Genomic DNA, 13,905 nt, shown 5'->3' with positions numbered 1-13,905 from the left:
GTCTGGCGGAGCGCTGCCGTCAGGAGGTCGGCATTGTTCATCGGGCTTTCTCCTTTAATTGTTCTTGTGACGCGTCGAGCAGCTTTTGGGCGCGATCGACGGCGGCGAGAGAGCGACTGAAATCAATGCGCGGCCGCATGGCCGTCTTCGCCTCGCTGCTTCCGTCGCTCTTGGCTTTTGCCTCCGGCAGCGCCTTTCGAACATTCAGTCCAATGGCGAGCGCCGCAGTTTTCAGTTCAACATCACGTTCGGACAGTTTTGCCTTGTCAATCTGCTCAAGCTCGGCGATTGCAGCACTGTGTGCAGATGTGGCAACGCGAGCCGCGGCACGATACAGGCGCGCGCGTACACGCTCGGCGCTGTCGTCATCGGACAATGCGAATACACGGTCAGCGGCGAGCACCGTCATTTCAGTCTTGCCGCGAACCAATGCCGTTCTTGCAATCAAAAGATAGAGTGACCGCTGGCTCGCCCGATCGAGATGATCGAGCACGGCGACAAGACGCGGGAATCGATCGGGGCGCTGCACGAAGCTGAAGCGTGCAACAGAGAGCGCAAAGCGCTGGCGGAAATTGCCTGCATAGATAGAATGCCTATATCGACGGAAATAACGCACCGCGAGGGCTTCGAACTTGTCGAAGTCGTCGTCCTGCCCGACGATGAAAATCTCCCGACGCAGTGCCGCTTCCTCGACCAGCGTGCCCGGCATCATCAGCCGCACCTCGTCAAGCAATGCGATCGCGACCTTCAGGTCGTCTTGCGCAACCAGTGCCGATTGCACCAGCGCAATCTCGGCACCGAGCGCCGCAGGCAGACTGCGTGGCTTGATATTGGCGAGCTTCGACTTCGCTTCGTCCGTGCGCCCTTCGACATAGGCGATGGCGCCATCGACAATGGCCTCGTCAATATTCAGCACGTTGCGGGAGCGGAGGCTCGCGACCACTTGCGGCGATCCGCCACTCAAGAGGAAGGTGACAGCTGCGCGCGAATTGCGCGGCTCCTTCCAGACGGCAGCATCGGCTTTCAGGAAGTTCTCACCCAGGCGTTTCAGCAGGGCGGGTTGGGAATTGTGAGCGTCGAGATCGCCGCGCGCGATCTGATCTTGCAGCATCTGCAATGAACGAACCATCTGATACGGCTCGCGCATTTGGTCGTCGGCCGGCTGCGCATGTGCGCTGCCAAGACAGGCTAGAAGCGTTGCTGCAATGATCCTGGCGCTGGTCATAGCGCGGGAGCACGGATCAGAAGTTCGATCCGCCGGTTCTGCGCGGCAAGCGGGTCGTTCTGAATTTTTGGCCGGCGGTCCGCATAGCCCTCGATGCGTTCGACCCGCGCGGCGTCGAGGCCGCCGCGCACCAGCATGTGATATGCCATATGCGCACGCGCGGTCGAGAGCCGCCAGTTATCATATTCCGATGTGCGATAGACGCGGCTATCGGTGTGGCCGCGCACGATGACCTGGCCGCGGTTCTGCGCGATCATCGGCGTGATCTTGTCGAGCGCGCGAACGAGACCGGGCGTGGGCTCGGCCGAACCATTGGCAAACATTCCGTAATTCACGTCATCCGTCAGATTGATCAGGAGTCCCTCGGGGGTTTCCCTCACTTCGGCCACCGGACGCGCCGGTCCAATCGCGGCCAATGCTGCAGAGATTGCGGCCTGGAGCTTGGCGGCGTCCATCGGCTGGGCCTTTTCGGCCTGAGCAGGCGCCTTGTCAGGCTGCGTTTGAGATTTGTCAGCCGGCGCCGCGGTCTTGTCGGCCTGCGCCGGTTGCGGGCGACCCGCAGCCGGGTTGGGCTTGTCGCCATCGTCAGCAAACAACCCAGCAGGCTTCGGCGCCTCCTGCTTGTCGGATTTCGCGGGAGTTGAATTCGATCCGGACATCTCCTGACCCGGGGTGCCGGTGGCATCGGGTTTGGCATCGAGTGGGCGCGGCTCCTGGCCCTCGCTCGCTGCAACAGCAACATCCTCACCGAATGGAAGGCTGCCGGCGTCCTTGCGCCCCGACAGCTTCTTCTCAAGCGACGAGATCGACGCCATCGGCCAGTTGATCGGATCGAAGGGGTCTCGATAGGCCTCTCCGCCCTTCAGCCCCTCTTTGCGATTCGGATCGAGCGCTGCGCTGGTCTGCCCCGGACGTGGAGGGCCGCCGGCAATCTCCGAGAGCACAGCATAAGGATCACGAAATAATGTGGCTTCGCCATAGCGCGGCTGTGGAGGCTGCGGGCGCGCAAGCGCATCGGTCGGCTGACCTGGCTCCGGGTGCGGCCACTTGCTCTCGCCTTCCACGGCCTTGCCGGGGTCAACCCGCCGGGCGTCGTTGATGCCCTTGCGATCCGGCGTTGAGTCCGTCAGCTTGATCGGGTTGAAATAGGTGGCAACGCTCTCACGCGTTTCCTGATTGGTGGCATTGATCAGCCACATCACCAAGAAGAATGCCATCATCGCCGTCATGAAGTCGGCGTAGGCGATTTTCCAGACACTGTTCTTCGTCTCGCCGCTCTCAAGCGAACTGCGACGGCGAATGATCACTATTTCTGGCGGAAGCGGATCGGCCATCTCAGCTCTGGACCGCCATCTTCAATCGCTCGGTCCAGACCTTGAGCTGAGTCTCAAGCACGATCTGATCAACAACAATCGACGCTTCCGCTTCGGGGCCGGCACGCAATTCCGATGCAATGGCGCGGACGCCGAGCTTGCTGCGGATCAATTCGAGCAGCTCCGATGGGCCAGTGATGCGCAAAACCGGGCGGCGGCTATCGGTCGTAATCGACGACAGATGCTCGATGAATGACGTAACTGCCTGCTTCTGCACGGCGTTACTGATAAGCGGCTCAAGAAGGCGCGCGGCTACGCCGGCGATTCTTCCCTGCAACTGATCGCCCATTTCGGCGATATCGCCGGCGAGCTTGGCCGCCGTCTCGTTGAGCAGTTGCTGCCGTTCTTCGGCGGCCTGCGTCGCAAGTGCCTGCTTCTCCTGCTCCATGCGCCGTTCGAACTCGGCGAGTGCACTCGCATAGCCTTCGGCGCGACCGCGCTCATAGCCATCATCCTCCTGCACGAGAGGCGACTTTGGCTGCATCTGCGGTTGCGGTTGAAACGACGGTTGCTGCTTTGCCTTCTGCAGAAGCGGCTGATGTTGCGGCTGCACGCTGGAGTGATGCAGATGGTCGAACGGAACGACGCGGCTGCGCGTTTTTGGCGGCTCCGGTCGATCGAAATCCGCGATCAGACGTGCGACTTGCTCTGCGCTCATACCGCTTCCTCTTGTCTGATCCATTGCTTGAGGATCGCCGCCGCTTGCTTCTCATCGAGCTGAATAATCTGCTCTAGCCGCTTCTGCGGCGTATTCTGCATACTGCTCGAGACGTCCTGAATGAGGTTGGGCGGAGCCTCGCCTCCTGACAGAGCCGCGGTCGCCATCGTGCCACCGCCACTGAGCAGCGCATTCGTCTCCGCCTGGAACTGCGTTGTCTCGTCGGTCTTGGCGCTGGCGAGGATCGTATTGATGGCAGGGCGCAGACCGAACCAGATCAGCATGCCGGCCACGGCCAGGATGGTAATGGCACTCACGAGACTGCCTGCCTGACGCATCATCACCTCTGTGAAGGTGATCGACGGCACCGGCGCGAGATCGCGCGCACCTTCCATGAATTCGACCGCCGAAACCTGAATCTGGTCGCCGCGCGGGCGATCGATGCCAGCTGCAGTCGCAGCAATCTGCGAGATCTCCGCGACCTTGGCTTCGATCGCAGCATCGCTCACCTTATCGCCAAGGCTCGCAATGAGGCGTGGCCGGTTGACCAAAACGGCGAGGAACATCTTGTTCACCACGAAACCATCGCTCGTGGTCGTCACCGTCTTCGACGACACTTCGTAATTGGTGATATCTTCGCGGCGCTGCTTCTCGTCATTCTGATTCTTGGCACCGGTCGCATTGACCTGCTGATCTGGCAGGTTCTGCTGAACGGTCGTCGGCTGCTGTCGATCGAGGCTCTGCGACGTTTCCTTCTCTCGCACAGCGCGCACAGAGCGCTGCACCCGCGAATCCGGATCGTAGACCGTCTCGTTCGTCTGTTTCTTGTCGGTCGACAGCTGGGTTGCAACACTGACCTCGAAGTTATCGAGCCCCAGATAGGGCGTCAGTGCCCGGCTCACATTCTCCTGGATCGAGCGGCTGACGACCTTCTGCAAATTGGCCATTGTGGTCGGCGTTGCCCCGACGCTGCCGCTGCCGTCATCGTCCGAAAGCAGCGAACCGTCACTGTCGAGCACGGTGACCTTGTCCGCGGTCATTCCCGGCACGGCCGCGGCTACGAGATGACGTACGGAGCGTGCCGTGCGTGCATCCGCCGGACCATCCGTTCGCAATACGACCGAAGCCGACGGCGGCGATTGCTCACGCCGGAACGAGCCACGCGCAGGCATCACGATATGGACGCGCGCCGCCTTCACCCCTTTGAGAACCTGGATCGTCCGCGCAATCTCGCCCTCGAGCGCACGCACGCGCGTGATTTCCTGCATGAACGACGTCAGGCCGAGCGAGCCAATCTTGTCGAACAGCTCGTAACCGCCGCCGGTGGTACTGGGCAGGCCCTTGTCGGCCAGCAACGTACGCGCCTGCGCCGTCTGCCCGGGGCGAACATAGACGGTATCGCCCGCCGTATTTAGATCGAAAGCGATATTCGCGTCGCGCAGCACCGAGCTGACACGCGTCACATCCTCGCGGCTGAGACCCGAATAGAGAACATTGTATTCCGGCCGACTGATATAGTATGCGCCGCCGCCAACGCCGCCGAACACAGCGAGGCCAACCACCGCGAGCAGAATGAGACGCTTCGTACCCAGCTCAAGCAGATTATTCCAGAGCTTCTGCGCGTGCTCGCGATTGACCATAAATACCCCTGCCCACTTCCGAATCGATCATCGATTGTGAAGCTTGTCCGAGGGTTACGGAGAGCCGGAAAGCGAAATGGCCGCGACCTATGACGGTCGCGGCCATTCCTGTTCACGATGCGAGAGCGATTAGCCGCGGAACAGCGACAGGATGCTCTGGCTGCCGGCGTTGGCGATCGACAGCGCCTGGATGCCCAGCTGCTGCTGCGTCTGCAAGGCCTGGAGGCGGGTCGATTCGGCGTTCATGTCTGCGTCGACGAGCTGGCCAATACCGCGATCGAGCGAGTCGGTCAGGGTCTTGACGAAGTTCTGCTGCAGGCCGATGCGGTTCTTGATGGCGCCGAGGTTGGTGGCGGAATCAGTGATCTTGCTCAGCGCTTTGTCTGTACCAGAGATGTAAGTCTCGAGCGCAGTCAGATCGGTGGCGCTATCGGTGAACTTCGAGATGTCCAGATTAGCGACGCTGAAGGTGTTCCAGCCACCATTCTTGTAGACGTCGTAGGTCTCGTCGAGAACGCCCTTTTGGGACGCCACGTTGGCGGTAGCCGCTGGCTGCAACGCAACGGTACCGCCGGTCGCACCACCAGCGGTGCTGGTGGTCGCGATCGCGGTTGTGCTTGCGTTCTTGATCTCGATCGTCTTGCCATCGGCATTGACACCAACGGTAAGGCCCTGAATGCCCAAGCCATTAAGTGCCTTTGCGACGTCCTGAATCGTGGACGTCTGCGACACGTTGATCGTGGTCGTCGTGGCGGTTCCACCAAGAGGCGTGACGGCGAAAGCAATCGTGCCCGTGGTCGTCGCGGGCGGGCCAGCCGCACCGACGGTGGCCGGATCGAAAACGAGGGTCGTCGTCGTGGCGGCGGCATGAGCCGTGATGTAGGCGGCGTCCAGCGTCGTATCGTAGAGCTTGATGGCATTGAGGTCGACGGTGAGCGTGTCCACCGAAACGACACCGCCGGCGCGGGAGAAGGACGACACGACCGACTTGGTCGCGTTGTACGTTGGGTCCTGCGAGTCGACCGAGATCCAGTTTTCACCGTTGAACACGGCCGAGTCGGCAGTGTTCTTTAGCTGCTTCTGGAGTTCGGTGATTTCGCTCTGGATCTTGGCGCGGTCAACACCCGGGGTACGGGCGGCAACCAGCTTTTCCTTGATCGACGAAACGACGTCGACCGTGGCGCTGAGGCCTGTATACATGGTGTCGATGGTTGCAGCGCCGAGACCGAGAGCGTCCTGCACGGCGCCCAGAGCCTTAACGTCCGAACGCATCGTGGTCGCGATCGACCAGTAAGCGGCGTTGTCCGACGCGGTCGCCACGCGATAGCCGGTGGAGATGCGGTTCATCGTGGTGGAGAGATTGGCATCGACCGAGCGCAGGGTCTGCAGCGCGGTCATGGCCTGGGAGTTGGTCATCAAGCTAGACATCGTATGTCCCTTTAATTTGATTGATTTGCTGGGGACATACCGGACTTTCACCGGTACGAGAGGGCGGCATCATGCCTTTGGGATGTCGATTTCTGATCGACCCAACCTGTCGTGAATTGCAAGCTAGCCGCCAAACCTTACCCAAAGCTGAAGGGAGCGGCGGCTACTATAGTTAACAGCGATCATTTGATTCGTCACTTACATCGTAATGAATCAAATGACCTAGAGAAACGACTTCACAAGACCAACGGCGAGCAAATTCCAGCCATCGATCAATACGAAGAATAGTACCTTGAACGGTAGCGCGAATACCGTAGGCGGCATCATCATCATGCCCATCGACATCGTTAGTGTTGCAACGATCATGTCGATCACCAGGAACGGCATGACGACAAGAAAGCCGATCTCGAATGCGCGGCGAAGCTCCGACACCATGAATGCCGGAATGATGATTCGCAGATCGATCCGCTGGCCTTCCAGTTTGATCTTCATACTCTCGGCAGCGAGGTTCTCGAAGGTTTGCAGATCCTTCTCACGCACATGCTGCAGCATGAAATCGCGGAACGGATCGGTGACCCGCGAATAAGCTTCCTGCTCGGTAATTTCGTTCTTCATCAATGGCTGAAGGCCGTTCACCCATGCGCGATCAAAGGTCGGTGCCATCACGTAGAATGTCAGGAACAGCGCGAGGCTGATCATCACGATATTGGCCGGCGTTGTCTGCAGGCCGAGACCGGTGCGCAGGAATGAGAGCGCAACAACAAAACGCGTAAAGCTCGTCACCATGATGAGCAAGCCGGGCGCCAGCGACAGCACCGTCAGCAGCGCAACCATCTGGATGATTCGGCCGCTGGCACTGCCTTCGCCTTGCGGAAGCAGTGTCGACAGATCCGGCACCTGGGCTATTGCAGCGGTTGGCAGAAGCACCAGAAGCAGAACCGGAATGATACGCTTCATTGCACCACCAACGTCTCGATGATCAGTTCACGAACCTTTCCGCTCGAACGCATAAGCGCACGCTCGTTCAAGTCTTCGCGCAGATACTGCAAACCGCGGGCGCCCTCGATCTGCGTGGGCGTGAGTGTACGCATATAGGTTGCGATATCTTCACCGATGCGGGCGACCACCATACTCGCCTCCTCCTCGGTCAGTTTATCGGTCACGATCGACGCCTCCAAGCGAATCCAGGCATTTGGCGGCGCCGCCAGATTGGTGACGACCGGTGTGATCTTGCGCAGACGATCATTGGGATTGAACGCCGACGAGATCGGCTTTTCCTGAGCTTCCTTTTTGTTCTCGCTGATGCGCTGGAACGTCGACATCAACTGAAAGCTTGCCAGGACTCCTGCCCCCACCGAGAGCGCGGTGACGAGCAGCAGGGCGCCAAGCCACTGCATGATCCCGAGGCGCTGACCGTCATTCGCGGCATTATCGGCCATGATCGGTTCCCATCAGAACGGCGCGACCTGGTCGTAGACCTGCTGACCCCAGTTCGGCTGCTGTACTTCCATTGAACGGCCACGGCCACCGTACGAAATGCGGGCTTCGGCAATCTTCTCATAGGCTATGGTGTTGTTGCGGCTGATATCGATCGGGCGCACAATGCCGCCAACATTGACGATGCGCATCTCGTAATTGACGCGCATTTCCTGCGAGCCGCTGACCAGGAGATTGCCGTTCGGGAGGACGTCAACAACGACGGCGGCGACCGAGAAACGCACTTCTTCGTTACGGTCGATCTTACCGGCACCCTTGTTCGATGACTGGGATTTGACGTTCGTGTCGAAATTTCCGGCAGAAAGCCATTTGGCGATATTGGCCGAGTAATCGGACTCAACCTTGATTTGCGAGTCGCGTGACCGATCCGTCTTGTTGTCGAGGATCGCCTTGTCGTTCATCAGAATATTCACGGTCAGAAGGTCGCCTACCCGCGTCGCCCGCGAATCGCGATAGAGGTCCTTGCGGTCATTCCAGATCGAGTGAGGGCCCGCGCTATGATAGGCGCGTCTCTCGATCGGAATTGCGCGCGCATCGACCTGCATGCCGTTGCCGATCGGCGACATGTAGGGTGCCTGACCAACCTCGGCGAGATTGCTGGCGCAACCGGTCAGGCACGACAGTGCGACCGGAATCAGAATCACTCTCAACCACATCATTTCTTGGCTTTCCCGTCGTCGGTGCGACGCATCCCGGCGAGCGTGTCGGCGAGATGTGCGCCACGTGCCGGTTCCATTTCATTGAGGATCGCGCTGGCCACGCGAACGCGCAGCTTGGCGAGAACAGCAGCTGCCGTGTCATCAGCCATGCTGGCAATCTGCTGCGCCGCAGCCTCGGGGTTCATGCGCGAATAGATCTCGACGACGCTGTCTTCCGCCTTCTTGAGGAACTCCTCGCGCAACTTCAGCCATTCCTCATATTCGGCACGCTTGGCCTCAAGTTCGGCAATGCGTAGCTTCAGTTTGGATTCCGTCGCTTCTAATTCTTTCTGCTGCCACGCCACGCGGGCATCGAGCGCCTGGTCTGCGATGTTGCTGCAAAAGCGCGCGACGTCGGATTCCTGGGAGTTCGCGGCTGTGCTGTCCTTCTTGTCGATTGCGCCGGTGATCAGCGCCGAATCGGCAGGCGGACGCACCACCGGTTCCTGCTTGTTTGCAGCCGGACGGGGGCGCGCAACTTGCGGCGTCTTTGCAAATTCACCAAGGTTCAGCGGCTTTGAGAGCTTCTGCTCGGGTTCGGCCGATGCCTGTGTGGACAGCATCATACCGACCAGCATCAGGAACTTGATCGATCGATTTGCGACGCGCGCCATTCGTGTTCTCGTGATTCAGCTGAGCAAGCGTTGCACGCTTTGGCTTGCGTGACGCTGACCCGCGCCTTACTGGATGACGAGTTCCGCCTGAAGCGCACCGGCCGCCTTAATCGCCTGCAAGATTGCGATGATCCCCTGCGGCTTCAGCCCGATCTGGTTGAGACCACGCACCAGGCGCTGCAAGTCGGCGCCGCGCAGAATTGCGATCTTGGCGCCGGGCTCATTGGCTTCGATGAAGGTCTGCGGCACCACCACGGTCTCGCCACGACGGGCAAACGGCGACGGCTGCGACACGATCGGTGCCTCGGTAATTCTCACGGACAGATTGCCATGGGTAACCGCCACTGTCGAAATCTGTACGTTCCGGCCGATGACCACTGTTCCCGTGCGTTCATCAACTACGACCCGCGCCGGTGTATCCGGCTCGACCAGCAGTTCCTCGATTTCGGCGATAAAGCGCACCGGCGAGGTGCCACGCGGTCGGGACAGTACGATAGTACGATAATCGCGTTCGAAGGCTACGGCCTTTTGGTAACGGCCACTGCCATGCGCGTTGATCGCATCCATGATGCGCGTTGCGGTGACGAAATCCGGGTTCTTTAGCTCAAGAATAAGCGATTCCATCTCGCTGAAGCGACCCTTGACTTCACGTTCGATCAGCGCGCCATTTGGGATGCGGCCGGCTGTGGCCACACCTTGGCTGAGCGTTTGTGCGGCGCCTTCGATGTTGTAGCCGCCTACGGCGATAGCGCCTTGCGCAACGGCATAGGTTTCACCATCGGCGCCGCGCAATTGTGTCATCACCAGCGTTCCGCCAAGCAGCGACGATGCGTCGCCCAGCGACGAGATCGCGACGTCGATTCGCGAACCACCCGCGACGAACGGCGGCAGATCGGCCGTCACAACGACGGCGGCAACGTTACGCGTACGCAATGAGGTGCCACGGATATTGATGCCCATATTGTCGAGCATCGATTGCAACGACTGTTCCGTAAACGGCGCGTTGCGCAACGTATCACCGGTGCCCTTGAGGCCGATCACAAGGCCATAACCGAGAATCTGATTCTCGCGTACGCCCTTGAGATTGGCGATGTCCTTCACGCGCACAGCGGCATCTGCCGTCGAAACCGAAAGCGAAAGCGAAAGCAGGAGACCGCAAAAGAGACGCAGCATCATCCGTTTTGAATCCGCACTGATCCATCCTGCTGGACGATGCCCCGGATCGTGACGCCGGTATCGAGGTTGCGAAGCTGCACCATCATGCCGGCGCTGCCCGACTGCAGGGACGTTGCATAGGTGACGATAATGAGCCCGTCATCCTCGACGAGCACCTTCACCACAGCGCCGCGGGTGACGGCCTTGAGATCCTCGAGCCCGTTGATCGGAATCAGGTGCCCTGCCAACAGAGTGCGACGCGCGATGCGGCCAACGAGCGATGCACGGTCGTTGATAAAGGCGCTTGCACCCTGAATATTGGGCGCAAAGTTGCGATCCATGATCATTTCATCCCTGATGACATCACCGGGATAGATCGCGGTGGCTGGCACGGGATAGCGAACGGCCTCTTCCGCCGCATTCGCGACGCCTGCGATGCCGGCCGCGAGCACGAAGCTCGCGAGCCAGCGGGTGACAATGGTGACTGCGCGCATCAGGCCTAGATCCCGTTCCGTGGATTTACCGCATGCCCTTCGAGATGGTCGATGCCATCTCGTCAGCCGCCTGGATGACTTTTGAATTCATTTCATAGGAGCGCTGCGCCGATATCAGCTCGGTGATTTCCTTCACCGGATCGACGTTCGAACTCTCGAGATAGTGTTGATGCAGCTTGCCGTAGCCAATATCACCTGCGAAGCCAACAACGGGCACGCCGGATGAGACCGTCTCGCGATAGAGATTTCCGCCAAGCGGATCCAGACCGGCTTCATTGGAGAAGTTCGCGAGCGAGAGTTGCCCGAGCTGAACAGGCGCAACGGTCCCGTCGACCTTCGCAAAGACCTGACCGGACTCGTTGACAGTGACATCCACAGCATTCTGCGGGACGATGATCGCAGGCGTCACCAGATAACCGTCAGGCGTCACGAGCTGGCGGTTTTCATTCAGGTTGAATGCACCGGCACGTGTGTAAAGTGTCTCGCCATTGGGGCCGGCAATCTGGAACCAGCCGCGGCCGTTGATGGCCATGTCATAAGTGTTGCCAGTCTGCGCCATTGCGCCCTGCAGATGCAGCTTGCGCACGGCAGCCGAACGCACGCCGAGACCGAGCTTGGCGCCTTCCGGTACCGCGCCCTCACCGCTTCGGTTGGGCACGCCCTGCGCACGGTCGATCTGATAGAACAGATCGGTGAATTCCGCGCGGGATCGCTTGTACGAGGTCGTGTTGATATTCGCGATATTATTCGCGATCACTTCGACATTAAGCTGCTGCGCGCCCATACCGGTGGCAGCAATGGCCAGAGCTCTCATGATTAAACCTCAAATCGCCATTCGGCTGACTTCTTGATACGCCTGAACGACCTTGTCGCGGACGGCGACAGCCATCTGCAATGACCGTTCGGCAGACATGACCGCCTCGACCACCTTCTGTGCCGAGAGCTTGCCGTGGATGGACTGGATTGACGCGGCTTCGCCGGCCTTGATCGAACCGATGGCATCGGCTGCGACCTGTTCGAGGACGTTGTTGAAACCGACGGTCGCCGCACCGGGCTGCACCGCGGGTGTCGCAGAATTGATGACTCCGCTGGTTTTGGCGAGCTCGCCAGCACTGCTGATGACTGAGGATACCGCTTCAAGCATGGTTAGCTCCTCAAGAGATCGATGGTCATCGACACCATGGATCTCACCTGTTTGATGACCTGTAGGTTGGCCTCGAAGGACCGGTTGGTTTCCCGCATGTCGCCCATTTCAATCAACGAGTTCACATTGGGCAGCTTTACGTAGCCGGTTGGATCGGCGGCCGGATGGCCTGGCTCATAATCCACGCGGAACGGTGCCTGATCGGTTCCGACATCCTTCACCTTGACCATGCGCACACCAGCGGCACGGTCCATCTCGGCTGTGAAGGTCGTGGTCTTGCGGCGATACGGATCCGAGCCTGGCGTGCGGCCGGTCGAATTGGCGTTAGCAAGGTTCTCCGACACGACACGCAAGCGGGTCGACTGCGCCTCGAGGCCGGAACTCGCGATCTGAACAGATGCTTGCAACGGATCAATCATCGTCACTTCCCTCAGGTCTTCATGCTTGTCATGAACATGCGATGAAACGATTTGACGATCGCCGTATTCAGTGAGTAGTCGCGATTGATATCGCCGGCCTTCAGCATCTCCTGCTCAAGGCTGACAGAGTTGCCGGAGTGCACGGTTTCCCAGCTCTTCTCCTTGCGCATGCCCTGGGCCTCAACTGAAGAACCGGTCGTGATGTGCGCCGGTGACGTCACCGTCACGGGCACGACCTTCGATTCAATAATCTTGTTGAACGGCTCGATGTCCTGCGCGCGATAGCCCGGCGTGTTCGCATTGGCGACATTCGCCGAGATTGCGGACTGCCGCAGCGACAGCCATCGCTCATGCGATGAGGCAACGTCGAAGAGATAGACGGGTCCCACTTATCCCCCAGGCAAACATGATTCCTTCGTAATGGTTTACAAATGGAAACTTGTCCGAGGCTGGAGATGCGCATCACGACATGCGCGGAGCGCTTACGCGTTCGTCTTCTGCTTTCGCGAATGCAGGAAGTAGATGATTTCTGCGACGGGGCGAAAGAACTCCGACGGAATCATCTTGTCGATGTGTGCGACATCATACATCGAGCGCGCCAGCATCTTGTCTTCCACCACCGGGACACCATTCTTCTCGGCGATTTCCCTGATCTTCAGCGCGATCAGGTCCTGCCCCTTTGCAAGCACTGTCGGCGCAGCGTCTTCACCCTGCTTGTACTTCAGCGCAATCGCGTAATGCGTGGGATTTGCGATCACCAGCGTGGCGCGTGGAACGGCTGCCAGCATCGACTTGCGGGCGCGATCTCGCGCCAACGAACGCAACCGCGATTTAACGATCGGATCGCCTTCGGCCTGCTTGAACTCGTCCTTGATCTCCTGCTTCGTCATGCGCAGCTCGCGACGCCAATGGAAGCGTGCCCAGACGAGATCGAGTGATACCAGGACAATGGTCGCAATGCTGATGGCGGAGACAAGCCGCATTGCGGTAGTCAGCACCAGTTCCGGAACGGCCGCCGGATCGCTAAATAATGCATTCACGGCCACGGCCTCCTCAGCCCGCAGGACGATCATCACGACCAGACTGATAGCGACGAACTTGAAGACCGACTTTCCGAATTCCACACGTCCCTGCGCACCGAAGATTCTGCCCCAACCTTTCGCTATCGAGATGCGCGAGGCTTCCGGCTGGATGCGATCGAACACAATTCGCGGTGCGTTCTGCAGGAAAGATGACGCCAGCCCGGCCAGCATCAGGACGATAACAATCGGAATAACCAGTCCCGCCGCACTCATACCGACCGCGGAGAGCAACTCAATAGCATCCGTTCCATTGCGGATGCGGATGCCCGACGGATCGTCGATCAATCGGGCTAAAGTGAATGTCAATTTTCTGACGTTGTCGGTGGTCAGAAAGCTTTGAATAATCAATAGTGCGAGCATAGAGGCGAAAATCGGCGCTTCGCGCGAGACCGGGATCTGCCCTTTCTCAACGGAATCACGAACCTTCTTCTCTGTCGCCTCTTCGGTTTTACTGTCCTTATCGGGTTCGTCAGACACA

General features: G+C 59.4%; 16 protein-coding genes. All 16 read right to left on the bottom strand.

Annotated features, from left to right (window positions below; genetic code table 11):
• Positions 1-37: 37 nt before the first annotated feature.
• Complete coding sequence (locus AB8A33_RS28125; RefSeq protein WP_439095753.1) at positions 38-1,225, bottom strand: chemotaxis protein; 1,188 nt, start codon at positions 1,223-1,225, stop codon at positions 38-40.
• Complete coding sequence (locus tag AB8A33_RS28120) at positions 1,222-2,559, bottom strand: MotB family protein (protein WP_439095752.1); 1,338 nt, start codon at positions 2,557-2,559, stop codon at positions 1,222-1,224. The genes AB8A33_RS28125 and AB8A33_RS28120 overlap by 4 nt, the downstream gene beginning before the upstream one ends.
• A gap of 1 nt (position 2,560) precedes the next feature.
• Positions 2,561-3,256, bottom strand: a complete 696-nt coding sequence (locus AB8A33_RS28115) for a hypothetical protein (protein WP_439095751.1) — start codon at positions 3,254-3,256, stop codon at positions 2,561-2,563.
• Positions 3,253-4,896, bottom strand: coding sequence for a flagellar basal-body MS-ring/collar protein FliF (gene fliF, locus AB8A33_RS28110; RefSeq protein ID WP_439095750.1), 1,644 nt, complete (start codon positions 4,894-4,896; stop codon positions 3,253-3,255). Before fliF ends, AB8A33_RS28115 begins: the two co-directional genes overlap by 4 nt.
• Positions 4,897-5,025: 129 nt before the next feature.
• The gene (locus tag AB8A33_RS28105; RefSeq protein ID WP_439095749.1) at positions 5,026-6,324 is read right to left on the bottom strand and encodes a flagellin N-terminal helical domain-containing protein; all 1,299 of its coding nucleotides are present in this window, start codon (positions 6,322-6,324) and stop codon (positions 5,026-5,028) included.
• Between the two features lie 222 nt (positions 6,325-6,546).
• Positions 6,547-7,281, bottom strand: coding sequence for a flagellar type III secretion system pore protein FliP (fliP, locus tag AB8A33_RS28100; RefSeq protein ID WP_439095748.1), 735 nt, complete (start codon positions 7,279-7,281; stop codon positions 6,547-6,549).
• Entirely contained in the window at positions 7,278-7,763 is a 486-nt protein-coding gene (locus tag AB8A33_RS28095; RefSeq protein WP_439095747.1) for a flagellar basal body-associated FliL family protein, read from the bottom strand. The genes fliP and AB8A33_RS28095 overlap by 4 nt, the downstream gene beginning before the upstream one ends.
• A gap of 12 nt (positions 7,764-7,775) precedes the next feature.
• On the bottom strand, positions 7,776-8,471 hold the full coding sequence (flgH, locus tag AB8A33_RS28090) for a flagellar basal body L-ring protein FlgH (RefSeq protein ID WP_439096088.1): 696 nt from the start codon (positions 8,469-8,471) through the stop codon (positions 7,776-7,778).
• A 5-nt stretch (positions 8,472-8,476) separates the two neighbouring features.
• Entirely contained in the window at positions 8,477-9,133 is a 657-nt protein-coding gene (locus tag AB8A33_RS28085) for a MotE family protein (protein WP_439095746.1), read from the bottom strand.
• A gap of 66 nt (positions 9,134-9,199) precedes the next feature.
• Positions 9,200-10,309 carry a flagellar basal body P-ring protein FlgI gene (gene flgI, locus AB8A33_RS28080; protein ID WP_439095745.1) on the bottom strand — a complete coding sequence of 370 codons (1,110 nt, stop codon included), beginning with the start codon at positions 10,307-10,309 and terminating at the stop codon, positions 9,200-9,202.
• Complete coding sequence (flgA, locus tag AB8A33_RS28075; RefSeq protein ID WP_439095744.1) at positions 10,306-10,782, bottom strand: flagellar basal body P-ring formation chaperone FlgA; 477 nt, start codon at positions 10,780-10,782, stop codon at positions 10,306-10,308. The genes flgI and flgA overlap by 4 nt, the downstream gene beginning before the upstream one ends.
• 25 nt (positions 10,783-10,807) lie before the next feature.
• Complete coding sequence (gene flgG / locus AB8A33_RS28070) at positions 10,808-11,596, bottom strand: flagellar basal-body rod protein FlgG (RefSeq protein ID WP_089263432.1); 789 nt, start codon at positions 11,594-11,596, stop codon at positions 10,808-10,810.
• Between the two features lie 9 nt (positions 11,597-11,605).
• Positions 11,606-11,926: a flagellar hook-basal body complex protein FliE gene (locus AB8A33_RS28065; protein WP_439095743.1), complete on the bottom strand. Its 321-nt coding sequence runs from the start codon at positions 11,924-11,926 to the stop codon at positions 11,606-11,608.
• A gap of 2 nt (positions 11,927-11,928) precedes the next feature.
• A complete protein-coding gene (gene flgC, locus AB8A33_RS28060; protein WP_089263697.1) occupies positions 11,929-12,345 on the bottom strand; it encodes a flagellar basal body rod protein FlgC in 417 nt (138 codons plus the stop codon).
• Positions 12,346-12,356: 11 nt separating this feature from the next.
• Positions 12,357-12,734, bottom strand: a complete 378-nt coding sequence (gene flgB, locus AB8A33_RS28055; protein WP_092141368.1) for a flagellar basal body rod protein FlgB — start codon at positions 12,732-12,734, stop codon at positions 12,357-12,359.
• Between the two features lie 93 nt (positions 12,735-12,827).
• Positions 12,828-13,904, bottom strand: a complete 1,077-nt coding sequence (gene flhB, locus AB8A33_RS28050; protein WP_439095742.1) for a flagellar biosynthesis protein FlhB — start codon at positions 13,902-13,904, stop codon at positions 12,828-12,830.
• Position 13,905: the final 1 nt, after the last annotated feature.

Origin of the sequence: Tardiphaga sp. 813_E8_N1_3, from assembly GCF_051811025.1 — a bacterium.
Taxonomy (GTDB): Bacteria; Pseudomonadota; Alphaproteobacteria; order Rhizobiales; family Xanthobacteraceae; genus Tardiphaga.
The sequence above is the reverse complement of the archived record's forward strand: the minus strand, read 5'-3'. Positions and strand labels throughout refer to the sequence as shown.

Excerpts from the sequence above, each read along its gene's own strand:
- AB8A33_RS28125 (WP_439095753.1), bottom strand. The coding sequence starts at position 1,225 with ATGACCAGCGCCAGGATCATTGCAGCAACGCTTCTAGCCTGTCTTGGC.
- AB8A33_RS28120 (WP_439095752.1), bottom strand. The coding sequence starts at position 2,559 with ATGGCCGATCCGCTTCCGCCAGAAATAGTGATCATTCGCCGTCGCAGT.
- AB8A33_RS28115 (WP_439095751.1), bottom strand. The coding sequence starts at position 3,256 with ATGAGCGCAGAGCAAGTCGCACGTCTGATCGCGGATTTCGATCGACCG.
- fliF (WP_439095750.1), bottom strand. The coding sequence starts at position 4,896 with ATGGTCAATCGCGAGCACGCGCAGAAGCTCTGGAATAATCTGCTTGAG.
- AB8A33_RS28105 (WP_439095749.1), bottom strand. The coding sequence starts at position 6,324 with ATGTCTAGCTTGATGACCAACTCCCAGGCCATGACCGCGCTGCAGACC.
- fliP (WP_439095748.1), bottom strand. The coding sequence starts at position 7,281 with ATGAAGCGTATCATTCCGGTTCTGCTTCTGGTGCTTCTGCCAACCGCT.
- AB8A33_RS28095 (WP_439095747.1), bottom strand. The coding sequence starts at position 7,763 with ATGGCCGATAATGCCGCGAATGACGGTCAGCGCCTCGGGATCATGCAG.
- AB8A33_RS28085 (WP_439095746.1), bottom strand. The coding sequence starts at position 9,133 with ATGGCGCGCGTCGCAAATCGATCGATCAAGTTCCTGATGCTGGTCGGT.
- flgI (WP_439095745.1), bottom strand. The coding sequence starts at position 10,309 with ATGATGCTGCGTCTCTTTTGCGGTCTCCTGCTTTCGCTTTCGCTTTCG.
- flgA (WP_439095744.1), bottom strand. The coding sequence starts at position 10,782 with ATGCGCGCAGTCACCATTGTCACCCGCTGGCTCGCGAGCTTCGTGCTC.
- flgG (WP_089263432.1), bottom strand. The coding sequence starts at position 11,596 with ATGAGAGCTCTGGCCATTGCTGCCACCGGTATGGGCGCGCAGCAGCTT.
- AB8A33_RS28065 (WP_439095743.1), bottom strand. The coding sequence starts at position 11,926 with ATGCTTGAAGCGGTATCCTCAGTCATCAGCAGTGCTGGCGAGCTCGCC.
- flgC (WP_089263697.1), bottom strand. The coding sequence starts at position 12,345 with ATGATTGATCCGTTGCAAGCATCTGTTCAGATCGCGAGTTCCGGCCTC.